General features: G+C 54.6%; 20 protein-coding genes. 11 read left to right on the forward strand and 9 right to left on the reverse strand.

What is annotated here, in order from left to right; translation table 11 throughout:
• The first annotated feature begins 12 nt into the window (after positions 1-12).
• From folP to SFC07_RS09905, 5 genes are all read left to right on the forward strand, one after another.
• Positions 13-846 carry a dihydropteroate synthase gene (gene folP / locus SFC07_RS09885; protein WP_411208089.1) on the forward strand — a complete coding sequence of 278 codons (834 nt, stop codon included), beginning with the start codon at positions 13-15 and terminating at the stop codon, positions 844-846.
• Complete coding sequence (locus tag SFC07_RS09890) at positions 843-1,568, forward strand: glucosyl-3-phosphoglycerate synthase (RefSeq protein ID WP_411208090.1); 726 nt, start codon at positions 843-845, stop codon at positions 1,566-1,568. Before folP ends, SFC07_RS09890 begins: the two co-directional genes overlap by 4 nt.
• Before the next feature lie 6 nt (positions 1,569-1,574).
• Positions 1,575-1,874, forward strand: coding sequence for a hypothetical protein (locus tag SFC07_RS09895; protein ID WP_411208091.1), 300 nt, complete (start codon positions 1,575-1,577; stop codon positions 1,872-1,874).
• Between the two features lie 92 nt (positions 1,875-1,966).
• A complete protein-coding gene (locus tag SFC07_RS09900) occupies positions 1,967-2,134 on the forward strand; it encodes a DUF3117 domain-containing protein (protein ID WP_411208092.1) in 168 nt (55 codons plus the stop codon).
• Positions 2,135-2,198: 64 nt separating this feature from the next.
• A complete protein-coding gene (locus tag SFC07_RS09905; protein WP_411208093.1) occupies positions 2,199-3,068 on the forward strand; it encodes a methyltransferase domain-containing protein in 870 nt (289 codons plus the stop codon).
• Between the two features lie 51 nt (positions 3,069-3,119).
• Here the strand turns inward: SFC07_RS09905 and SFC07_RS09910 are convergent, their stop codons facing one another.
• Positions 3,120-4,625, reverse strand: coding sequence for a GH32 C-terminal domain-containing protein (locus tag SFC07_RS09910; protein ID WP_411208094.1), 1,506 nt, complete (start codon positions 4,623-4,625; stop codon positions 3,120-3,122).
• Between the two features lie 160 nt (positions 4,626-4,785).
• The gene (gene glgA, locus SFC07_RS09915) at positions 4,786-5,958 is read right to left on the reverse strand and encodes a glycogen synthase (protein WP_411208095.1); all 1,173 of its coding nucleotides are present in this window, start codon (positions 5,956-5,958) and stop codon (positions 4,786-4,788) included.
• Positions 5,959-6,075: 117 nt separating this feature from the next.
• On the opposite strand from glgA, the gene glgC reads away from it, so the two are divergent.
• Positions 6,076-7,305, forward strand: a complete 1,230-nt coding sequence (glgC, locus tag SFC07_RS09920; RefSeq protein ID WP_411208096.1) for a glucose-1-phosphate adenylyltransferase — start codon at positions 6,076-6,078, stop codon at positions 7,303-7,305.
• Positions 7,306-7,346: 41 nt separating this feature from the next.
• Here glgC and SFC07_RS09925 read toward each other — a convergent pair whose 3' ends face one another.
• Positions 7,347-7,988 carry an O-methyltransferase gene (locus tag SFC07_RS09925; RefSeq protein ID WP_411208097.1) on the reverse strand — a complete coding sequence of 214 codons (642 nt, stop codon included), beginning with the start codon at positions 7,986-7,988 and terminating at the stop codon, positions 7,347-7,349.
• Positions 7,989-8,133: 145 nt separating this feature from the next.
• On the opposite strand from SFC07_RS09925, the gene sigE reads away from it, so the two are divergent.
• The 3 genes from sigE (at position 8,134) to tatB (ending at position 9,884) form a co-directional block, all read left to right on the forward strand.
• Positions 8,134-8,775, forward strand: coding sequence for an RNA polymerase sigma factor SigE (sigE, locus tag SFC07_RS09930; protein WP_411208098.1), 642 nt, complete (start codon positions 8,134-8,136; stop codon positions 8,773-8,775).
• Positions 8,776-8,885: 110 nt separating this feature from the next.
• Positions 8,886-9,401 carry an anti-sigma factor family protein gene (locus SFC07_RS09935; protein ID WP_411208099.1) on the forward strand — a complete coding sequence of 172 codons (516 nt, stop codon included), beginning with the start codon at positions 8,886-8,888 and terminating at the stop codon, positions 9,399-9,401.
• 30 nt (positions 9,402-9,431) lie between these two features.
• Positions 9,432-9,884 carry a Sec-independent protein translocase subunit TatB gene (gene tatB, locus SFC07_RS09940; RefSeq protein ID WP_411208100.1) on the forward strand — a complete coding sequence of 151 codons (453 nt, stop codon included), beginning with the start codon at positions 9,432-9,434 and terminating at the stop codon, positions 9,882-9,884.
• 66 nt (positions 9,885-9,950) lie between these two features.
• Here the strand turns inward: tatB and SFC07_RS09945 are convergent, their stop codons facing one another.
• Genes SFC07_RS09945 through SFC07_RS09955 form a run of 3 tightly spaced genes read right to left on the reverse strand, consistent with a single transcriptional unit; the run spans position 9,951 to position 12,976 of the window.
• Positions 9,951-11,075, reverse strand: coding sequence for an Mrp/NBP35 family ATP-binding protein (locus SFC07_RS09945; protein ID WP_411208101.1), 1,125 nt, complete (start codon positions 11,073-11,075; stop codon positions 9,951-9,953).
• Between the two features lie 28 nt (positions 11,076-11,103).
• On the reverse strand, positions 11,104-11,691 hold the full coding sequence (locus SFC07_RS09950) for a DUF1003 domain-containing protein (RefSeq protein ID WP_411208102.1): 588 nt from the start codon (positions 11,689-11,691) through the stop codon (positions 11,104-11,106).
• Positions 11,684-12,976 carry a magnesium transporter MgtE N-terminal domain-containing protein gene (locus tag SFC07_RS09955; protein WP_411208103.1) on the reverse strand — a complete coding sequence of 431 codons (1,293 nt, stop codon included), beginning with the start codon at positions 12,974-12,976 and terminating at the stop codon, positions 11,684-11,686. Before SFC07_RS09955 ends, SFC07_RS09950 begins: the two co-directional genes overlap by 8 nt.
• 95 nt (positions 12,977-13,071) lie before the next feature.
• Here SFC07_RS09955 and SFC07_RS09960 point away from each other — a divergent pair, with 95 nt between their 5' ends.
• Positions 13,072-13,569, forward strand: a complete 498-nt coding sequence (locus SFC07_RS09960; RefSeq protein ID WP_411208104.1) for a general stress protein — start codon at positions 13,072-13,074, stop codon at positions 13,567-13,569.
• 117 nt (positions 13,570-13,686) lie between these two features.
• Positions 13,687-14,259 (forward strand): hypothetical protein, encoded by a 573-nt coding sequence (locus SFC07_RS09965; protein WP_411208105.1) that lies wholly within the window; start codon positions 13,687-13,689, stop codon positions 14,257-14,259.
• A gap of 77 nt (positions 14,260-14,336) precedes the next feature.
• Here the strand turns inward: SFC07_RS09965 and SFC07_RS09970 are convergent, their stop codons facing one another.
• The 3 genes from SFC07_RS09970 to SFC07_RS09980 form a co-directional block, all read right to left on the reverse strand.
• Positions 14,337-18,029: a multifunctional oxoglutarate decarboxylase/oxoglutarate dehydrogenase thiamine pyrophosphate-binding subunit/dihydrolipoyllysine-residue succinyltransferase subunit gene (locus SFC07_RS09970; protein ID WP_411208106.1), complete on the reverse strand. Its 3,693-nt coding sequence runs from the start codon at positions 18,027-18,029 to the stop codon at positions 14,337-14,339.
• Between the two features lie 142 nt (positions 18,030-18,171).
• Positions 18,172-21,906 carry an ABC transporter ATP-binding protein gene (locus SFC07_RS09975; protein ID WP_411208149.1) on the reverse strand — a complete coding sequence of 1,245 codons (3,735 nt, stop codon included), beginning with the start codon at positions 21,904-21,906 and terminating at the stop codon, positions 18,172-18,174.
• A 163-nt stretch (positions 21,907-22,069) separates the two neighbouring features.
• Positions 22,070-22,786, reverse strand: a complete 717-nt coding sequence (locus tag SFC07_RS09980) for a hypothetical protein (RefSeq protein WP_411208107.1) — start codon at positions 22,784-22,786, stop codon at positions 22,070-22,072.
• Between the last annotated feature and the right edge of the window lie 15 nt (positions 22,787-22,801).

Below are 22,801 nucleotides of genomic sequence, written 5' to 3' on the forward strand. Positions count from 1 at the left end.
ACATTAGGTTCTATGAGTTCTTTGCCGGTCATCATGGCCATTGTTAATCGCACCCCTGATTCTTTTTATGACAAGGGTGCGACCTTTGCCGATACTGCAGCTTTGGATCGCGTCTCTCAGGTGATCGCAGAAGGGGCAGGAGTTATCGATATTGGTGGAGTAAAGGCAGGTCCTGGCGATTTTGTCTCCCCGGCAGAGGAAATCGATAGGGTAGTGCCCATCATCGCTGCAGTAAGGGAAAAATTCCCCGAGATCGCAATTTCGGTGGATACTTGGCGCGCGGAAGTGGCAGATATAGCCATTCAAAATGGTGCCACCTTAGTTAATGACACCTGGGCTGGACACGATCCGGAACTTGTGGAAGTAGCAGGCCAGCACCGGGTGGGTTATGTCTGCTCCCATACCGGCGGCGCCATCCCGCGGACTAGGCCTTTCCGCGTGTATTTTGATGATGTGGTGGCCGATGTCATTAAGGAGACCACAGCTTTGGCGGAAAGAGCGGTAAAAGTTGGGGTGCCGGAGGATCAGATTTTTATTGATCCCACCCATGACTTTGGCAAAAATACCTTCCACGGGCTGGAACTTTTAAGAAGAATCGATGAGGTCGTGGCTACAGGATGGCCAGTGCTAATGGCTCTAAGCAATAAAGATTTCATCGGCGAAACCGTCGATCGCAGCGTCGAAAAGCGGGTTCCCGGCACGCTGGCAGCGACCGCATGGGCTGCGGCGCACGGCGTGGCGGCGTTTCGGGTACACGAGGTGGCAGACACCTTTGATGTCTTGCAAATGACGGCTGCCATTAAAGGCGAGGTCGCGCCACTGAACACCACAAGGGGACTGGTATGAGCACGGTAAGCGTGGTTATTCCGGCGCTCAATGAGGAAACTACGGTGGCGGCAGTGGTGCAGGCCGCGCTGGCTGATAACCCGCTGGAAGTGCTGGTTATTGACGCCGATTCCACCGACAACACCGCCCTGGAAGCTCGTCGCGCCGGGGCTTGGGTGCTTAATTGGCGCGACATCATGCCCCTTGAACCGATTCCCGGCAAGGGTGAGTCGCTATGGCGCGGAGTTTATGCAGCGCGCGGCGAGGTTGTAGTTTTTGTCGACGCCGATCTGCGCAGTTTCCGCCCCGGCATGGTGAATAAACTTGCAGCGCCTTTTGCTGATCCTCAGATTCATCTGGTCAAGGCCGATTACGAACGCACCTTTGGCGACCGCCCCACCGGCGGCGGACGCGTCACGGAGCTCACCGCAAAACCCCTGCTCCGCCTGCTTTTCCCAGAACTTAGCCACATCCAACAACCCCTCGGTGGCGAATACGCCATCCGTCGCAGCACCGCGCGTACCCTGCCTTTTGTGTCGGGTTACGGCGTTGAAGCGGGTTTGCTTATCGACGTCGCCCGCCGTCACGGGGTGGCGTCCATAGCGCAAGTAGACCTGGGCAGTCGCAGTCATAAGCACCAACCACTGAGTGCTTTGAGCAAAATGGCAGATGTGGTGGCTGCAACAATTTTGCAGCGCAGTGGCCATAAGGTGACGATAACCCAACGCGATCCACTAGACTGAGCAATCATGTTGACCTGGCTTTTGATGATTGTCATTCTTGCGGCGTTGATCGTGATTTTCACCTGGGTTTTTGCCAAGGTTTTTGGCCGCGGTGAACAATCATTGCCCCTGCCAGAAAATAATGACGTCATCGAGCACAACCGTCAGGTGGTTGGTGCTGGCGAGATTGATGACATCATGTTTGAAACCGTGCTGCGTGGTTATCGCCAGGACCAGGTTGATGATGTGATCGCGCACCTCAAATGGCAGGTGGATTCCCTCAATGCAAAGCTTGCTGAAAAAGCAGTTAAGCAGGACTTTTCCTAGGGCCTCCGGGCAAAATTCTGAAAAAACAGCTAAAATGGTGTTTTAGCCGCGTTAAATCGCGGGTTTTATCGTTGTGAGGAGCTGGAATCAATATGGCAGCAATGAAGCCTAGGACTGGTAGCGGACCAATGGAAGCCGTCCAAGAAAGCCGCAAGATTGTCATGCGGATCCCCTCCGATGGTGGTGGACGCCTGGTGGTGGAACTAAATAAAGAAGAGGCTGCGGAGCTTGGTGCCCTGTTGTTGGAGGCAGCCCAGTAACAACCTGTGCAATTGCCATGGGTAGAATTTGTTAATCCACCCCGTCCCAAGGAGTAATGCACACGTGCTTTCCCACATCATCGATGTTCTAGCAGACCCCATTGACGGCACCCCTTTGCGCGGTGTCGAAGACTTCACCAGGTTGGTGTCTGAATCTGGCCATTCCTATGACGTTGCCCGCCAGGGTTATGTCACTTTGGCTGGAGGAGCAGGCCTTCGCTATTCCGGCGATGACGCCCAGATGATCGCTGATCGTGAGACCTTCCTCTCCGGCGGACACTTTGCGCCCTTCGTTGAATCCATCACCAAGCATGTGCAAACAGTTTTTGATGCCGCTGAACTTGATGATGAGCAACAGCCAGTAATCTGCGAAATCGGCGCTGGCACCGGCTACTACCTAGCCCACACCCTGGACTCGGTGGTAGATTCCCGGGGCATTGGCATTGACGTTTCCGTCCATGCTGCAAAGCACCTGGCTAAGGTTCATCCACGCGTTGGCGCAGTAATTGCTGATGCCTGGGCACGCCTGCCCATTAAGGATGAATCCGTTGATGCCATCACGGTAATCTTTGCGCCTCGTAATGCGGCTGAGTTTGCCCGCATTCTTAAGCCCAGGGGACAGGTTATTGTGCTCACCGCAGAGATTGGCCACCTGGCTGAACTGCGTGAACCCCTGGGCATTATTGACGTAGAAGCTGGCAAGGTTGATCGCATGATCGAACAAGCTGCAGGCCATTTGCGACCAGTTGGCGAGAGCGAATTGGTTGAGTTTGAGATGCTGCTGGACCAAAAGTCCATTGCTTCTCAGATTGGCATGAGCCCATCAGCTCGCCACATTAAGCCGGAGGTTTTGGAAGAACGCATTGCAGCCCTTCCAGAAAAGATGAAGGTTACTGCTCGCGCACGCATTACCTGCCTCGAGCGCATTAACTAAAGGCCTTTAAAGAGAAGGAGCGAGACCGATATCGGTTTCGCTCCTTCTTTTTTAGCGCACTGGACCCTCATCTGGTTCTTCAGAATCCGGGAACTCATAGATATCTTCAATATCGAGTTTCACGGAGGAGAAATCATCAGGGAAGTGTTCTTCTTGTCGAATGATCCGCGAATTGCCAGCGGTCCTCACCTCAAATTTTTGGAAGGGACCATTGGCAAAATAGACCCGGCTAGCCATAGAAACATAGCCACCATCTGCAAAAACTTCCACGGTGGAACCATCAACGATGATGAAAAGGGAATCCGTGTCATCGTCAGTCAGGGGAGCAATAGCCATGGGATCGCCGGCATGATTGGGGTTCATGGAGCGATTGATCACTAGCTGATTGTGATGATGGGCAATGGTTGCTGCAATTTCTCCGGCCTCATCCAAAAGTGCGACCTCGACTGAACTACCAGCGGGGATTTCACATAGTGCAGTCCATCCAGCAGCAGCCTCGGATTCATGGATGGCATCTAGCAGCCCCTCTGGTGGGGTTTGGAAGAGAGTGCCATCTTGGAGTGTGACGACGCGCGGTACTGAGATGACATTAGCCCAGCCCTCGGTAGTCCAGCTCAAATGCTCAGTGGGGGTGTCTAGACGTCCAACACCGTTCATAAGGCCGAAGATATGGGCGGATTCATAGCGGTCGGATCCTCTAATGGTGTCCTCGGTGTAGTTGGTGTTTCGTGGACGAGAGAAATCGTGGCCGAAGTCGACACGAGTAAAAGGAGTGGTGACCTCAAACTCGGTGCCATTTAGTTGGCCCACCAAGTAGCCGGAGACATCAATGCCATCTTGTTCGATGGTCACGATGACAACATCATAAATTTCGTGGTCTACCTCATCGCGCAAACGAATCATGCGGGGAGCAACCAGGATTTGGTCTTTGGCTAAGCCGGAAAGCCCACTGAAGCTAAGTGGACCTCTAAGATCCCACATGCGACCATCTTCAGATTCAAGCACCATGACTGAAGGGGCATCGGCTGGACCACAGACAGCGAGCATAAGCCAGCCATTGTGGCCTTCATCGCGATTGTTGTGATCCTCCCAATCAGGGATCACACAAGGGGAGCGGAACTTTTTGTAGCCATCAATATCGCCGACAACTTCGCCGAGGCGCACGACCTCCGGATCGAGTTCCAGGGCATCTTCATTAACTAGCTCGGTGGTGGCGCGGATGTCATTGATATGAGCGACCTGAATGGTTGAGGAGGAGCCAACCACGGAGGTGAAATAGAGATCAACGCCATCTTCAGTAGCTACGACGGAGCCGGCACGCACCTGGGTTTCATCACCTTCAGGGGCAATTACATCGTCGCAAATATCCCAGACGAAGGGGGTTCGCTCGGCAAATTGGTGTGCCCAGCGGGAACCGTGTTCTGAGGAAGGACGATACTGATGGAAGACATGCCAAGTATTTCCATCAAGCAGTACACCAGCAGGTGCAAAAAGCACACCTTCTTCCGCGGTGATGTGTAGCTCTGGTCGATGATAATGATCAGGAGTATTGGCCATGTGTGAGTATCCTCGCTTGTCACGTGGGTATATCTGCTTATTCAGGCTAGCGATTCTCCCGGGGTTGGGGGAGAAAGCCCAGGTAATGAAGTTATTAGGGGTAAAAGAAAGCCAGGGTGACGTTCTTTAAAACGGGCACCCTGGCTAGGACGATGAGCAATTACATGAGGGACTTATAGACGTCAATAGTCTGTTGTGCGATGGCAGACCAGGAGAAGGCGTCGATGGCGCGGGTACGGCCGGCTTCGCCAAAAAGAGCAGCGCGGCGTCGATCAGCAACCATGGTGTTGACGGCCTCAGCAAGATCCCTTTCGAAGGTCTCGACATCGTTTTCGTCATAGTGAACCAAGGCGCCGGTGGTTCCATCCACCACAACCTCAGGAATTCCTCCGACATCGGATGCGACTACCGCGGTGGAACATGCCATTGCCTCGAGGTTGACGATACCCAATGGCTCATAAATGGAGGGGCAGACAAAGGTATCTGCTGCGGTGAGGATTTCCTGGATGGCAAACTTATCCAGCATTTCTTGTACCCAGAACACACCTTCACGGCTGCTCTGCAAGGATTCCACTAAGGCGGTGGTGCGGGCTGCAATTTCAGGGGTATCCGGAGCGCCTGCACACAGCACCAACTGCACGCCTTCGTCAAAGTGAGCAGCTGCCTTAATTAGGTGCTCAACGCCCTTTTGGCGGGTGATACGGCCAACAAAAGCAACGATGGGGCGGGAAGGATCAATACCGAGACGAGAAAGAACAGATTCCTCGGCATCGTCAAAGGTCGGGCGAGGCTGCCACAGCTGGGTATCAATGCCGTTTAGGACCACACGGACTTTTTCTTCCGCAATACGGGGGTAAGCTTGAAGAATGGATTCTTTCATCTTGGAAGACACAGCGATGACAGCATCGGCGTATTCCATGGCATTTTTTTCAGACCAGGAAGAGACGTCATAACCGCCGCCGAGCTGCTCTCGTTTCCAGGGGCGATCAGGCTCCAAAGAGTGCGCAGTAGCGATATGAGGAATGTCGTGGAGACGTGCGGAAAGGTGTCCGCCGAGGCCTGCGTACCAGGTGTGGGAATGCACAACGTCAACATTTGAGGTGGCCTCAGCCATCCGCAGGCCGGTGGATAAGGTCTTGATGGCAGGGTTGGCGTTCTCTAGAGCAGGGTCAACGCCGTGCACAAAGACACCAGCCTCGTCACGTGGTGCGCCCATACAGTGGACATCAACCTCGGTAATTTCACGCATAAAACGGGTCAGTTCAGTGACGTGGACACCGGCGCCACCATAAACCTCTGGTGGATACTCTCTTGTCATCATTGCGACTCTCATGAAGTTGAGATTAGTTATCTCTTCGGTCGCCCGCAGGGATACCGTAATGGGGGCATAAAAACGGGGCTACAGAAAAATTGTTTTCTTTCTTTCAAGCGCAGAGTGAACTTTCCCTTTATGGTTGAGGGTGTGAAGGGTAGACCAAATGTATTAGCAATCGTCCTCGCTGGTGGCGAGGGCAAACGCCTGTTTCCACTAACTGAGGACCGCGCCAAACCCGCCGTTCCTTTTGGTGGCAATTACAGATTGATCGACTTTGTTTTGTCGAATCTGGTGAACGCCGGATTCCTCAAAATTGCGGTTCTAACGCAGTACAAGTCGCACTCTTTGGATAGGCATATTTCCGTTTCTTGGAATGTTTCTGGCCCAACCGGCCAGTACATCGCCTCTGTCCCGGCGCAGCAGCGCCTGGGTAAGCGTTGGTACATGGGTTCTGCGGACGCGATTTTGCAGTCCCTGAACCTCATTTCCGACGAGAAGCCTGATTATGTCATCGTCTTTGGTGCCGACCACGTATACCGTATGGATCCTAGCCAGATGCTGGATGAGCACATCAAGTCCGGCAAGGCAGTCTCTGTTGCGGGTATTCGCGTACCTCGTGCAGAGGCTACGGCCTTTGGTTGTATTCAGTCTGACGATGAAGGAAACATCACCGAGTTCCTAGAAAAGCCAGCTGATCCTCCCGGCACCCCTGATGACCCAGAGGTAACCTATGCCTCTATGGGTAACTACATTTTCACCACTGAAGCACTGATCAAGGCTCTTAAAGATGATGAAAATGATGAGAACTCCGACCATGACATGGGCGGAGACATCATTCCTTATTTTGTTGCCCGTTCAGATGCCCACGTTTATGACTTCTCCGCTAATAGGGTTCCTGGCGCTACCGAACGCGACAAGGGCTACTGGCGCGACGTTGGTACCATCGATGCCTTCTATGAGTGCCACATGGACCTAATCTCAGTGCACCCAATCTTTAACCTGTACAACTCGGAGTGGCCAATCCACACCACCTCTGAAGGCAACTTGCCTCCAGCTAAGTTCGTCCAGGGCGGTATTGCGCAGTCCTCAATGGTGTCTTCAGGTTCCATTATTTCTGCAGGCACAGTGCGTAACTCCGTGCTCTCCAACAACGTGATCGTGGAAGAGGGCGCCACCGTTGAAGGAGCTGTGCTGATGCCAGGCGTACGCATTGGTAAGGGCGCGGTTGTGCGCCACGCAATCTTGGACAAGAACGTTATTGTCCGCGATGGCGAGCTAATTGGTGTTGACCATGAGCGCGATTCACAGCGCTTTAAGGTCAGTGCTGGCGGCGTTGTAGTCGTTGGTAAGAACCAAGTAGTTTAAGACAACTTAAAAATGAGGAGGCCCGCGGGCCTCCTCATTTTTTATTTCTTGGTTACAAGCGTTAAGCCGGCACCCAATGGGAGGCGGGTAATCAATGCACCTTCAAAGCTGCGGATATATTCATCGGCCTCGCGGGCTGCGACGGTGTCGCGGTCCTTACGGGTTTCATCGGTGATGGTGCCGTCCAGGAGCGCGTCGGCCAGTACCAACGTGCCACCTTGTCGAAGTAGGGGCCAGGCTGCGTCGAAAAGCGCCTTGAGATCCATGGGGGATACTTGGGCGAAGACGAGCTGATAGCTGTTATTGGCCAAGCGGCTCATCACGTCGAGGGGACGGGAGAGTAGGAAGCGGACGCGGCTGGTGGAGTAGCCGGCTTCGCGGAAGAGGGTTTTGGCCTGGCGCTGATGCTCGGATTCGGGATCAATGCAGGTTAGAGTGGAGCCTTCGCGGAGTCCGCGGAGGATGTAGAGGCCAACCAATCCAGCTGCTGGGGTGATGGCGATCGCACCGGTGGAACCGTCACTATTGGTGGTGGCGGCGAGGGTGGAGAGGAGCTGGCCAGTCATCTCATCTGGGGTAGGGAGGCTAAACTCGGCAGCATCTTCACGAGCGCGGGCGACGGCTGGGTCGATCTCTGTAGTGGACTCGACATAGTTGCGAAGGAACTCGAAAGCATTACTCACGTCGCCTAGTTTAGGCCTAATATGGGTTAAGACCTGGATTTTACACGCGGTTTTATTAAGGCAATTTGATCAAGGCTCATAATTGGCAGAAGATGCACAGGTTGTCATCTAGATTTCCCAAGTTCACTAGGGCAAGATGGTCTTTATGAAAAAGAAGTCCCGCGATTTTACACGTGCTGAGATCGACCCTGCCCCTGCGGATACCGCAGAGGAACTAACAGGAACTGCAGCTTTTGATGCGGGGCAGGCAGAAATGCCTACCTGGGGTGAACTTGTCGCAGAACATGCTGACAGTGTTTATCGTCTTGCTTTTAGGCTTTCGGGCAATCAACATGACGCCGAAGACCTTACCCAAGAAACCTTCATGCGTGTGTTTAGGTCTTTGAAGAGCTACCAGCCTGGCACCTTTGAGGGCTGGCTCCACCGCATTACCACCAACCTCTTCCTCGATATGGTGCGCCACCGCGGCAAGATTCGCATGGAGGCCCTGCCAGAAGATTATGAGCGCGTTCCGGGCAACGATATGACCCCTGAACAGGCTTATAGCGTGGCCAACTTGGATCCCGCCCTGCAGAAGGCTCTGGATGAATTGAGCCCGGATTTCCGTGTTGCAGTGGTGCTGTGTGATGTTGTGGGCATGAGCTATGACGAGATTGCAGAGACCCTCGGTGTGAAGATGGGTACTGTTCGTTCCCGAATTCACCGTGGTAGGAGCCATCTGCGTGCCAGCCTTGAAGCTGCAGCTTTGACCAATGAAGAAGTTTCCCTCCTGGTACCTACTCATTAGTTTCTCACCTATGGTGGGGAACTAAGTTAGAAGTAGAGGCGTTGAAAAGTTAGATAATGACTTAAAAACAACGCAGAATTCACATGAGAAGCAGGAGGTAATCGGAAAAGATGAATAACTCCGAAACCACCGGGAATCTCCAAGACTCGCGATTGAAGGCAAAAGCAGCAAAGAGGCTTCAGCCTTTGGCTTTTGGCTCGGTAAAGGCAACGGCCAGCCGTGAAGTTAAGGAAGCTACCGGCAAGCTGCAAGAGAAAACTAAGAAGCTCAAGCAGCACCATAAAGAGTTTTCTTCTGTCGAGCACCTTTCTGCAGATGCCGCAGCCATGTTTGTGGATAATGAACTTTCCGCAGGTGCCATGCATCGCGCGCGTCGCCACATAATTCACTGTGCAGAGTGCCGGGAAGAAATTAACCGGCAGCGCAGAACAGTGGAGTATTTGCGCACTGAATGTCGGCGTCCAGAGGTTTCTGCACCGATGGACCTCAAAGCTAAGCTGGCGAGCTTGGCAAATGAATGCGCTCCGGGGCCAGGTGCGGAAAACCTGGCAATGCAGCGCCCCGAATCTTTTGTAGCTAAAGTTGAGTCCGTGGTTCGTGCGGTTCGTCGCACTCAGGGCCGCTAAATTTTTATCCTTGAGTGAAAGACAGGTCTGATGTTTTCAAGCGTCGGCTGGGGAGAAATCTTCCTGCTTGTAGTGGTTGGCTTGGTAGTTATTGGCCCTGAACGCCTCCCTCGCGTTATCCAAGATGTACGTGCTGCAATTTTGGCTGCGCGCACGGCAATTGATAATGCCAAGAAGACCTTGGATGATGATTTCGGATCGGAATTTGATGAGATCCGCAAACCGCTGAGCCAAGTGGCGCAATATAGCCGCATGAGCCCCAAAACTGCTTTAACCAAAGCGCTTTTCGACGGCGACAACTCGGCTTTGGATGCCTTTGACCCCAAGAAAATCATGGCTTCCGATACTGAAGGCCAAGCTCAAAGAAATAATGAGACTCCGGCGAATAATGCCACGGTGGTTGATCGCCCCGATTCTCAGGAAAGTCAGCCTAAACAAGGCCCGAATTATTCCGGCGGGGTGTCCTGGACAGACATTCTTTAGCCAAAATCCCTGTGCACAAAGAGTGCACAGGGATTTCTTTTGCTAGCGCGGGGATTTGCTAAAGGCTTACTTAACGCCTAGTCCGAGGGTCTTGCCAACGATGGAGACCTTGCGCTTAGATAGATGATCTGCAATCTGGTTGATAGCAATTGCAGTGGGGGAGGTGGGCTCGGAAATTGCAATGGGATTTCCTACGTCGCCGCCAATGCGCAGGTGCGGATCCAGCGGCACAGAGCCGATGACCTTCACATCTTCGCCGGTGATGGCAGTGAGCCTATCGGCAACCTTTTGTCCGCCACCGGAGCCAAAGACATCCATGGTGGAGCCATCGGGCATCACCATGGCAGACATATTTTCAATAACACCGGCCACCTTCTGGTTGGTCTGCACAGAGATGGTGCCAGCGCGTTCTGCTACCTCCGCTGCAGCTGCCTGTGGAGTGGTGACAATAAGCAGCTCTGCATTGGGAATAAGCTGCGCCACGGTGATGGCAATATCGCCAGTTCCAGGTGGCAGGTCCAGGAGCAAAATGTCCAGGTCGCCCCAGAACACATCAGTGAGGAATTGCTGGATAGCGCGGTGCAGCATAGGTCCACGCCAAACAACCGGAGCATTGCCCTCGGTGAAGTGCGCGATGGAGATCATCTTCACGCCATGCGCCTGGGGTGGCATGATCATGTCATCAACCTGCTGGGGGCGCTGATCAGAACCCAACATGCCAGGAACGGAGTGGCCATAGATATCAGCATCGAGGATGCCAACGGAAAGGCCCTTCTTGGCAAGCGCTGCTGCCAGGTTCACTGTCATAGAAGATTTACCAACGCCACCTTTACCGGAGGCAACGGCATAAACGCGGGTGGTGGAACCTGGTTGGGCGAAAGGAATAACTGGCTCCGAGGTCTCACCACGCAGGGAAACGCGCAGTTCACGGCGCTGTTCATCGCTCATTACGTCGGTGCTAACCTGCACCTTGCCAATGCCGGGCATATCTTTAAGGGCTGCTTCGGTATTGGTGACGATGGTGGTTTTCATCGGGCAAGCCGCAATGGTCAGGTAGACCTCCACCTGAACATCAGAACCGTCGATGGCCACAGATTTGACCATACCCAGCTCTGTGATGGGCTTACCGATCTCTGGATCCTCTACGCGGGATAGCGCGCTGCGGACAGCGGATTCGGTTACTTGAGACATCACCTATTGATAGTAGTACTCGGCTTGGTTAGTCCCTAAAATTATTGGCTACATCACCCTGGGTGGGGTCGGAAAGATCATTGGCCCCAGATCCCATGGCTTCATGTTGAGCCGCAATACGAGCAGCTGCCTCATCGTCCAACTTGGCTTCAATACGTTCCAATAAGTTGCGCAAATCATCTAGCTCATGGCGCAAATAGTCACGGGTGACGGTTTCGCCCAAAGCCAAACGCACACCTGCAAGCTCACGAGTAAGGAACTCGGTATCAGCTTTGGTTTCTTCCGCGCGACGTCGATCAGCCAAGATTGTATGTTTATCGCGGTCTTCTTGGCGGTTTTGGGCCAACAAAATCAGCGGAGCTGCATAGGCTGCCTGCGTGGAAAAGGCCAGGTTAAGCAGGATAAAAGGATAGTTATCCCAGCTCCATGCCCAGCCGCCGATATTAAGGGCAATCCACACAATCACAAAGATGGTTTGCCAAAAAAGGTACTGGCCAGTGCCAAAAAAGCGGGCGATATTTTCGGCATAGGCGCCGATGGCATCGTCATCAAATTTGAACTTTTTGCGGGATGCAACGCGGGGTGTATCCAGCTCGGAACGGTAATAATCAGCCATGGATGGGCTCCTCTCCCGGACGTAGACCAGCATCACGCCAGTCCTCAGGAAGCAGATGGTCTAGCAAGTCATCAACGGCAACGGCGCCCAAGAGGTGGCCATTGGCATCAAGAACTGGTCCGCAGACAAGGTTATAGGTGGCAAAAAACCGAGCCGCGGTCTCCTGGGAGTCATTGGCATAAAGCGGAGGCAGATCTGGATCCAGGATGCCACCGATGAGGCTGGAAGGTGGTTCACGCAGCAGTTTTTGCAGGTGAACACAGCCCAAATACTTTCCGGTGGGGGTTGCTGTGGGCGGGCGCACCACAAAAATCAACGAGGCCAGCGAGGTCGGCAGATCGGGATTGCGCGCCATTGCCAAAGCCTCAGCCACCGTGGTTGATGGATCCATAATCAAAGGCTCCGGGGTCATCAGCGCACCCACCGTATCAGGGGAGAAGTGCATCAAACGACGCACCGGCGCGGATTCCTCCGGATCCATCAAATCAAGCAGCACATCGGCCTTGTCATGCGGCAATTCACCGAGCAAGTCGGCGGCGTCATCAGGATCCATCTCCTCCAAAATATCCGCGGCGCGCTCAATATCAAGCTGCTCAATCAACTCAGCCTGGCGGTCTTCGGAAAGTTCCTGCAGGATATCCGCCAGTTTTTCGTCGTCAAGCTCCTCGGTGACCTCCGTGCGCTGCGCGGTGGGCAGGTCATAAAGCTGCTTTGCGACGTCCGCAGGCCTCATATCCTCAAACCCTGCGATGAGTTCAGCGGTGTCATTGGACTCACCGACACCACCTGCGGTGATGCCGTGGACGTGGTACCAGGGCACCGTGTGCAGCACGGGGCGACGTCCGAACTTGGGGCGCTCGCCAAAAACAGCGACGCGGGTGATAATCCAGTCCTTGGTGCGTGAAAGCTCAAGTTCCACATCGGCGATCTCGACGGCGCGACCGTGCAGCTTCTCAAACTCCGGGTCGTCGGTATGCACCTTGGCGCCGATAATATCGCCAATGATCTGCAGTTCACCAGTGCGCGGACGGAAAGCACGCAGGGATACTGAGCCGGTGATCAGAGTGATGTCCTTGGGTTCGATTGAGGCAATGCGCAGCATTGGTACAAAAATTCGGCGTTTATTGTTGATCATTTCCACCACGATGCCGAGGGCACGGGAGTCTTGACCATGCGGGCGGATGATGACCACGACATCGCGCACGCGACCAATGGCATCAGTATCTGGTCCACGTACCACCATCCCGGCGAGGCGGCCTGCGTATAATCGGGTGATTCCACTCATGTGTTCCCATCTTAGGGGAACGTTTTGGCTGGTGTAGCCGTTGTCTATATAGAGTTGAAAAACTGCTATTAGAGAATATGAAAGAGATATCAAATATGGCTACACAAAACCCAGACAACAAGGCATTAATACTGCAAAAAACTCGCCCCGAAGGCTGGCCGGTAGGCAGCTTCCAAACTTATTCCGAAGCCCAAGCAGCCGTTGATTATTTAAGTGATAATGACTTTCCGGTCAGCGAACTCACCATCGTTGGTGTGGACCTGATGGAAGTTGAACGCGTCACCGGTCGCTTGACCTGGGGCCGAGTGATTGCTGGTGGCGCTGCCTCTGGTGCTTGGTTGGGTGTGTTCTTTGGCTCCGTGCTGGCGCTCATGTCGGGTGACTGGGTATCTTCCCTGGCCATTGGTCTATTCATGGGCATTATTTTTGGCACCGTTGGCGTGGCGGTTCCTTATGCAGCTACTCGTGGCAAGCGCGATTTCACCTCCTCCACCCAAATTGTGGCTGGTCGTTATGATGTCATCTGCTCCCCACAGCGTGCCCCTGAAGCACGTGACATGATCGCACGCAAGTCAGCGGAATTTAAGGCTTAAGTTAAGCTGACAGGTATGGAAAAACTGGGGAAGAAGGCTTTAGCTACCGCACTTGTGCTGAGTTTGGGGGCTGCTTTAAGTGCATGCACTCTGCAACAAGAGGAGCCAAAACCCCCAGTGCCATTGGGTGAAGTCAGCTATTTGCAGATCTTGGTGGCAAAGGGCAGCACCGAGAGTCTGGTACTAGCCAATCTCTATGAAACAGCCCTCGATGATCGCGGGCGTGCAACTTCAATTCAAATTAGCGAAGGTGGCATAGACACCCAACTTAATGATCTCCGCGCTGGCTCCACCGATATTGTGGTGGGCTGTGCGGGTGAGATTTTGGAGTATTACAACCCCGAATTGGCACAGAGTTTAGCTGCCGATTACGCAAAGCAAAGCGCCGAGGATAAGAACTCAGGGGAGTGGCGCGAAAAGGTCTATGATGCCCTGCAGGGAAGTTTGCCCACCTCACTCGCAGCAACAGATCCTTCCAATGCCTTGGGTTGTGCGGAGTCCACGGAGTTGCCACAAAATATTGTGCCGATTTATCGCAAACCCAATCTGCCGCGTAAAGATCGCGATGTGCTCAATATTGTCAGCGGTGCGATTACCACCAATGATCTCCACACCTTGATTGAGGAATCCGCAAATGTCTTGTCCATGACGGAGAGTTCCCTAGAATTCTTGAGATCTAAAGGTTTTTAAAAACCGCAATAAAAGGGTCTGGCCCACTCCCCGTAGGGAGTGGGCCAGACCCTTTGTGCTAGCTAGAGCTTAAAAGCTTAGATGCGGAAGGCATCGTCGATAAGCTTCTTCTCTTCCAGCTGGTGAACTTTGGCGATACCGGTTGCAGTGGAAGACTGTGCGCGGCGGGAAACGCGACGCATAGGCAGCAGATCCGGAATCAGGGCACGCAGGTACTCGTTGTAGAAAGGCCATGGACCCTGGTTGGCTGGCTCGTCCTGAACGAAGAGAATTTCTTCGGCGTTGGGGTAGCCGGCGAAAGCCTCGGAAAGGCGGTTGAAAGGAATTGGGTGCAGCATTTCGATGCGAACAATCGCAACGTCCTCGCGGCCGTCCTGTTCCTTGCGCTTTGCCAGATCCCAGTAGAGCTTGCCGGAAACCAGCATGATCTTCTTGACCTTGGAAGCGTCTGCCACGTTTGGATCGTCGATGACTGACTGGAACTTGGTGGTCTCAGTGAAGTCTTCTGGAGCAGACACTGCAGCCTTGTTGCGCAGCATGGACTTAGGAGTGAAGACAACCAATGGGCGCTTCAGATCGGACAGTGCATGGCGACGCAGCAGGTGGAAGTGGTTTGCAGGGGTGGAAGGCTGAGCCACAGTCATGGAACCTTCAGCGCAGAGCTGGAGGAAACGCTCGATACGAGCAGAGGAGTGGTCAGGGCCCTGGCCCTCGTAGCCGTGAGGCAGCAGCAGGATCAGCTTGGAGGTTTGGCCCCACTTAGCTTCACCGGAGGAGATGTACTCATCGATGATGGTCTGCGCACCGTTGGCGAAGTCACCGAACTGAGCTTCCCAAGCAACAACTGCATCCTCATTGCCCACGGAGTAGCCGTACTCGAAGCCCATGCCCGCGTACTCGGTCAAAGCGGAGTTGTATACAAGGAACTTGCCCTCGCCGTTGGACTGAGCCAACTCGTGCAGTGGGTTGAATTCAGCTCCGGTGTTGGGATCGAAGGCAACAGCGTGGCGCTGGGTGAAGGTACCGCGGCGGGTATCCTCACCTGCAAGGCGCACAAGCTTGCCGGAGTTAGCCAAGGAGCCGAAAGCGAGGAGCTCGCCCCATGCCCAGTCGATGCCACCTTCGGTGACGGACTTGGTGCGCTTCTTAGCAACTGGTGCCACGCGGGAGTGGTAGGTGAAGCCATCTGGGGTGTTGGCGTATGCCTGGCCGAGTTCCAGCAGCTCTTCGCGGGAGATGTTGGTGTTCAGACCGTGTGGCAGCTCCTGGGAGCCGGTGATGCCGGACTGTTCCTGTGGCTGCTTCTTGCCAGCGTCCTTGACCTCGTTGAAAACAGATTCCATCTGGTCGTGGAAGTCGCGGACAACTGCTTCTGCATCCTCAGCGGAAAGCTCGCCACGGCCGAGCAGATCCTCGGTGTACTGAGCACGCACGGTCTCGCGACCGGTGATGAGCTCGTACATCTTTGGCTGGGTAACGGAAGGATCATCAGCTTCGTTGTGTCCACGCAGGCGGTAGCAGACGAGGTCGATGAAGACGTCCTTGCCGAAGCGACGGCGGTATTCGGTAGCCAGCTGGCCAACCCATACAACTGCCTCTGGGTCATCGCCATTGACGTGGAACACTGGGCAGCCGAATGCCTTAGCGTAGTCGGTTGCGTAGTGCATGGAACGGCCAGAATCTGGGGTGGTGGTGAAGCCGATCTGGTTGTTGACCACGATGTGGATGGTGCCTCCGACATCGTAACCGCGCAGCTTAGCCAGGTTGATGGTTTCTGGAACGATGCCCAGACCAGCAAATGCGGCGTCGCCGTGCAGCAACAGTGGCACAACGGTCTTGCCCTCGACACCCTTGTCCAGGTAGTCCTGCTTTGCGCGGACGATACCTTCCATGACTGGGTTAACAGCTTCGAGGTGAGATGGGTTAGCAGTGAGGGAAACCTTGATCTCGCCGTCGCCGAACATCTGCAGGTGCTGTCCCTCGGAACCGAGGTGGTACTTCACGTCGCCGGAGCCACCGATCTGACCCTGCTCCATCTGGCCTTCAAATTCATTGAAGATGGAAGCTAATGGCTTGCCCACAATATTGAAGAGGACGTTGAGGCGACCACGGTGAGGCATACCGATGACAACCTCGTCGAGGCCCTGGCCTGCGGCGGTGTCAATGGCAGCATCCATCAGTGGGATGAGGGATTCTGCGCCCTCGAGGGAGAAGCGCTTCTGGCCGACGTACTTGGTCTGCAGGAAGTTTTCAAAAGCCTCAGCAGCGTTGAGCTTCTGCAGGATGTACTTCTGCTCAGCCTGGGTTGGCTTTGGCATTCCGGCCTCGAGACGGTCCTGCAGCCAGGTGCGCTCATCGCGGTCGAGAATGTGGGTGTACTCGGAGCCAACCTTGAGGGTGTAAGCAGCGCGCAGGCGGGAAAGCACCTCGCGCAGGGTCATGGTCTCCTTGCCACCAAAACCGCCAACGTTGAAGGTACGGTCCAGATCCCAGATGGTCAGGCCGTGGGTTTCGATGTCCAGGTCGCGGTGATCTGGAACTGGCATACCTGGCTGTACCCATGCAAGTGGGTTGGTGTCAGCGATCAGGTGGCCACGGGAACGGTAAGCCTCAATCAGCTGCATAACGCGGGTGTTCTTATCAACACCGGTGTTTGGTTGGTCCTGTGCCCAGCGCATTGGGGTGTAAGGAACGTTGAGGGAAGCGAAGATCTCATCCCAGAAAGCGTCGTCGGTAAGCAGACGAGACATGGTGCGCAGGAATTCACCGGAAACTGCACCCTGGATGACGCGGTGGTCATAGGTGGAGGTGATGGTAACGAGCTTGCCTACGCCGAGCTCTGCCAGACGATCCTCGGAAGCGCCCTGGAACTCTGCTGGGTAATCCATGGAGCCCACACCGATGATGGTGCCCTGGCCCTTGGTCAGGCGAGGAACGGAGTGGCGGGTGCCGATGCCACCTGGGTTGGTCAAGGAGACGGTAACACCCTGGTAGTCGTTCATGGTCAGCTTGCCCTGGCGGGAGCGAGAAACGATGTCCTCATAAGCTGCAAGGAACTCGGAGAAGTTCATCTTCTCGGTTTCCTTGATGGCTGCTACGACGAGTGCGCGGGAGCCATCCTTCTGGGTGAGGTCGATGGCGAGGCCGAGGTTGATGTGCTCAGGCACGATCAGGGTGGGCTTGCCGTCGATGACGTCATAAGAGTTGTTCATGTCCGGGTGGGCCATAACTGCCTTCACCATGGCGTAGCCAATGATGTGGGTGAAGGAGATCTTGCCACCGCGGGTGCGCTTGAGCTGATCGTTGATCATGGCACGGTTTTCGAACATCAGGCGTGCAGGCATATCGCGCACGGAGGTTGCAGTTGGAACCTCGAGGGAGATGTCCATGTTCTTGGCAATGGACTTAAAGATTCCCCTGATTGGGAATTCGCCTGGTTCAGGTAGAGATTGTTGCTTGGACAAAGGAGACTCCTTGGCCTTTGGGGCGGCCTTCGGGGTGGCCTGTTTGGTGGCTTCAGTAGGTGCTGCCTTGGTGGCAGGCTTTTCTGCTGGCTTCTGAGCGGTCTTGGCAGCAGGCTTTGCAGCAGGCGCAGATTCAGCTGGTGCTGATTTCTTTGCTTCTGCGGCAACGGGGGTAGCGTTGGGTGCCCCCTGAGCCTCGAATAGATCTCTCCATTCCTTGTCCACGGACTGTGGGTCCTTTTGGAACTGCTGGAACATCTCGTCTACCAGCCACGCATTCTGGCCGAAAGTACTAGCGCTGCTCACGGCAGGTACTCGCCTCTTTTCCTTGCTTGTTGAGGGTTTTATTGAGCTTGTTTTTATCTACTGTAACGCTGTTTGTTGGCACACAGGCCTAGCACCCTAGTTGTAGCACTAACTTGTTGACAGTTCCCATTAAAATAACCTGTTAACCAATTAATTGCCACATGCGGGCGTAGGTACCTCCGGCAGACAGCAGCGTCTCGTGAGATCCATCTTCGATGATACGTCCATGATCAACTACGAGGATACGGTCGGCCCTACTTGCGGTTGCCAAGCGGTGCGCAACGATGACACTGGTGCGTCCTTGGGTCACCCTTTCAGAGGCATTCAAAATCACCATCTCGGTTGCAGGATCGAGTGTCGACGTAGCTTCATCTAGCAACATAATTTCCGGTTCAATTAATTCCGCACGGGCCAGCGCAATCAGCTGCCGCTGGCCGGAGGAGAGGTTGCGGCCGCGCTCACCAACCTGGTGATTAAAGCCATCCGGGATGGCAGCGATGGCGTTGAGGGCACCCACCCTGCGGGCTGCTGCCTCAATAACGCTTTTCGACGCCTGCTTGTCGCCGTAGGCAATATTCTCCGCGATGGTCCCACTGAAGAGATAGGCCTCCTGCGGAACGTGGCCAATTGTGCGCCGCCACTCACTTAGGGGGAACTTTGTGATGTCTAAGTCGCCCGCACATACGCTACCCTCGTTTGGGTCATAGAGTCGGGAGATGAGTTTTACGACGGTCGATTTTCCAGCGCCGGTAGGTCCCACAATCGCGACAGTAGAACCGGGCTCAAAAGCAGCTGAAACATTGCGCAGAATTGGGGTGTCAAGGTAGCCAAAGGTGACGTCGACAAGCTCAATCTTTTTGGTGGCTGCCTCGGCGGCGCCACTTTGGGTGCCGGCGTCGGGGACGCTGGGCTCAGTGGCCAGCAGTTCGGTGATGCGACGGAAACCGACCGCGGCTTGCTGATAGGAATCGAAGATTTGGCTGAGCTGTTGGATAGGACCAAACATCAGGCCCATATACAGCACAAATGCCACCAAAACTCCGGTGGTGATGTCTCCACGGGCAACCTGAACGGCACCGAAGCCCAGCACTCCGGCCTGGGCGATTTCTGAGATGGCACTCAACCCGGGGAAGTAGATGGCGATGGCAGTCTGGGACTTCACGCGCAGACGGCGATATTTATCGGCTTCGGCAGCGTAGTTGGCATTAACTTGGTGTTCCATGCGGTGCATCTGTGCGGTGCGCAAACCTGCGATGGACTCGTGGAAAACCGCATTGACCTGGCTGGATTGCTCGCGTGCCGCGGTATAAAGGCGGGAGCTGAAGTGTCGGAAAATCAGCGTCAAAATCACGATGAGGGGGACAACCGAGAGCGCTGCCAAGGCCAAGCTGAGATCGGTCAAGGCCAACATGGCAACCACGCCGATGAGCGTGCCCACGGAAACAACAGTTTGAGCTAGTCCCGTTTGGAGGAAGGAGGAGAGGTTGTCGATGTCAGTGGTCATGCGCGTCATGATGCGACCAGACATGGTGCGCTCAAAATAGTCCATGGATAGGCGCAAAAGGTGCACAAAGGAACGCAGACGCAGGCCAAAAAGCAGCCTTTCGCCGGTGCGCGCAGTGATAATCGTGTTAATTACCGCAGCTGCCCAAGAAATCAGCACCACGATGGCACCAATGATGGCAATGACCCACAGGGTAGCGGTGTCTTGAGCTTGGACGCCGTTGTCGATGGCTTTGCGCATCAGGGTTGGGAAGGCTAGATCGGCAGCCACACCAACCAAGAGCAGCGCGATAACTCCGGTGATTAGCCAGCGGACCTGCTTAAAAAGGTTGAGCAATTTAAAGCCGTGGGTGCTATTGCGCAGCCGTTCGGTATCCACTTGGGGTTGTTCCGTTGCAGGTGGCAGTGCCTCGATTTGCGCAAGCAGCTCTGGAGTTGCCGGCACGGACATGGCACGTCCACCGCCACGTCCGCCACCACCGCCTCCGGTGGGTTGCAGAATGCGGTACTGCTTTTCGGTTTTTACCTCAGGCCACAGCTGCGCTTGGGCGGGGAGGGAGGATTCATCATCTAGTTCAAACTCAGCTTCGCATTCTTCTTCAAAGCCCATGGCCATGAGGTGAGAAAAGCGCGGGTTGTGGCTGATGTTTTCCAGGGTGTCATAGGCGGTGAGCTTTCCATGTTCCACCAGGCCCACGCGATCCGCGAGCTCAAGGGTGGAGTGGCGGTGCGCCATGATGAAGATGGTGACATCAGCCAGTTCTTTTCTTAGCGCCTCGAAGATGCGGTCCTCGGTGGAAGCGTCGATAGCAGAGGTGGCGTCATCAAGTACCAGGACACGCGGATGTGCCAGGAATGCGCGGGCTAGGGCAATGCGCTGGCGCTGACCGCCGGAGAGCGTGAGGCCGCGTTCGCCAACTACTTCGCCATAGCCATTGGGCAATTTGGAAATGAACTCATGGGCTTGGGCTAGTTGGGCTGCATGTTCAATCTGCTCATCACTGGCATCCATACCCATGGCAATATTCTCTCGAATTGAAGCCGAGTAGAGGAAAGGCTCATCAAAAACGGCAATGAGGTTTTCGCGGATTTGGGCGTCGGTGAGTTGGCTAAAGGGGAAGGTGTCGGTGGCGTGGGTAAAAGCGATCTGGCCAGCATCTGGCTGATAGAACCCACCTGCCAATTGCACCGCCATGGTTTTGCCTGAACCCGCAGGGCCTACCAGCACAGTGGTTTCACCCGGTTTGATATCTATGTCAAAGCCATTGAGTACGCCGTCAAAGTCCACGTGCTGGAAGGACAGCCCAAGTGGCCCCTCGGGGAGAGCAAGGGGTTTTTCTGGATCGCTGTGGCTGGGTTTGAGATCGATGACCTCAAAGATTCTTTCCACCGAGGACAAAGCCAGCTGAATACGCATGAGCATTCCAGATAGGGAACGCGCCACTGCCGAGAGGCTGGTGAGGTAGGCGGAAAAAGCCACAAAGGTGCCCACGGTGATGTGGCCGGTCATGGCCAAATAACCGCCGGCAACAATGTTGATAACTAAGGCGATCTGGGGGAGCTGTTCCACCATTGGGATAAAACGAGCAGTCAGCCGCGCAGTGCGCATGCGCTGTGCAAAAAGCTCTTTTGCGGTGTGTTCTAGCTGCTCAACTTCGCGTTCTTCTTGGGCAAAGGCCTTCACCACACGGATGCCGGTGACAGTCTCTTCCACATGGGTGGTCAAGTCTGCAGCCTTTTGTTGGGCGGACCAAGTCGAGGCAAAAAGCGCCCGCCGGGAAAGTGCTACCGCCCACAGCAAGAGCGGCACCAACACCGCAGCAATGATGGTCAACGGTGGGGAAATAGCCAGCATGAGTGCTAACGTAAGCACCAATTTGAGGATATTTCCGATGAGCATGGGCAGCATGGCAACAAGCCCTTGCACCATGTTGATATCCGAAATGGAACGGCTAACTACCTGGCCGGTGCGAATATTATCTTGGCCCGGTCCATCCAAGCGCTGCAGCGAGCGCATGGTGTGCAGCCGGATATCGTGTTGCACACCGATGCTGAGTTTTCCCGCGGTGTAGCGGCGTCCAAATTGGCTGGCATAGCGCAACAATGCCAGCACAATAATTAAAGTGATGACACCTGCGAGGATGCTCATGCTGCTGGGTGTCCACCGCTCAACCAGAGTGGTGGTGAGGGTATCGCCAGCGTTTCCTAAGGCGATATCAATGGCACCGCCGGTGAGCAAGGGGATGGTGAGTTCAAAGAGGGTTGCTGCAATCGCTGTGATGATTGTCAGCGAGCTCAGCCAGGGCCGTTCCCACGCCACCCTCACTAATTGTTGGATGCGGTTGGGGGAGCTGGTGGAGCCGTTGGACCTAATAGGGTTCGTCGGGGCGGCTGAGGTGGCGGGTTTGGCGGGGGTGCTCAAATAGGTACCTTTCAAAAAGGGGGGAACTACAGGTGAGGGAAGGTCCTTTCGTTGGAATTCGCAGCGATCACAGCAACGACGGCGCGGTTAAAAACGGCCTAGAAGCTGGGAGGGCTTAGAAGCTGGATGGAACAGGGCCGAGGGAATCATAGGCGTTGCCGATGGTCTTCTTGGCCATCTTGCGGTTTGCCATGGTTCCCAAAACTGCGCCCACACCCAAAGGCAGGATCTTTCCAATCCATGCTTTACGGAACTGCTTGCCAATACGGTTTATTCCGAACTTAAGCAAGCGGCTATTTACTTCCAGGAGATTTCCGACGCCCAAGCGTGAAATGGCAATGCCTGGCGCCTTGGAAGACTTAGTAATATCGCCCACAACGGTGTCCACAATGGCAGTGCCGGAGGCACCGAGGAGAACTACCAAAACCAAGGCACGGCGACGCTCTGAATGCTTGATATCAATGCCACGCAGATGCGCCGAAGCCATGGTGTAAAAAGCTGCAGCATCCAAAAACACTAGGGATTCGGCACCAACTGCCAAAGCGCCGGTAACAAAACCAATGCCAGGAATTGCAGCAGCGACTCCTACACCTGCGCCGGAACCAGTGGCTAGGCGCATAAAGTGCTTATCAATGAGCACCTGAATCTCGGCGGGGTTGGCATTGGGATTTTGCTTACGCAACCAGTTGACATATCCCTCAATGGCGCTGGTTTGCATATCTACAGCTTTATCCAGTGCTGCGATGAGGTATTTTCCGCCGAAACCGGCGTTTTCTTCGAGAGTCTTGGGATCGGATCCGAGGGCATCGGTCATGATCTTGGATTCAGACATATCAGTACCTCCTAG

The sequence above is a fragment of the Corynebacterium callunae genome (assembly GCF_046592015.1).
Taxonomy (GTDB): domain Bacteria; phylum Actinomycetota; class Actinomycetes; order Mycobacteriales; family Mycobacteriaceae; genus Corynebacterium; species Corynebacterium callunae_A.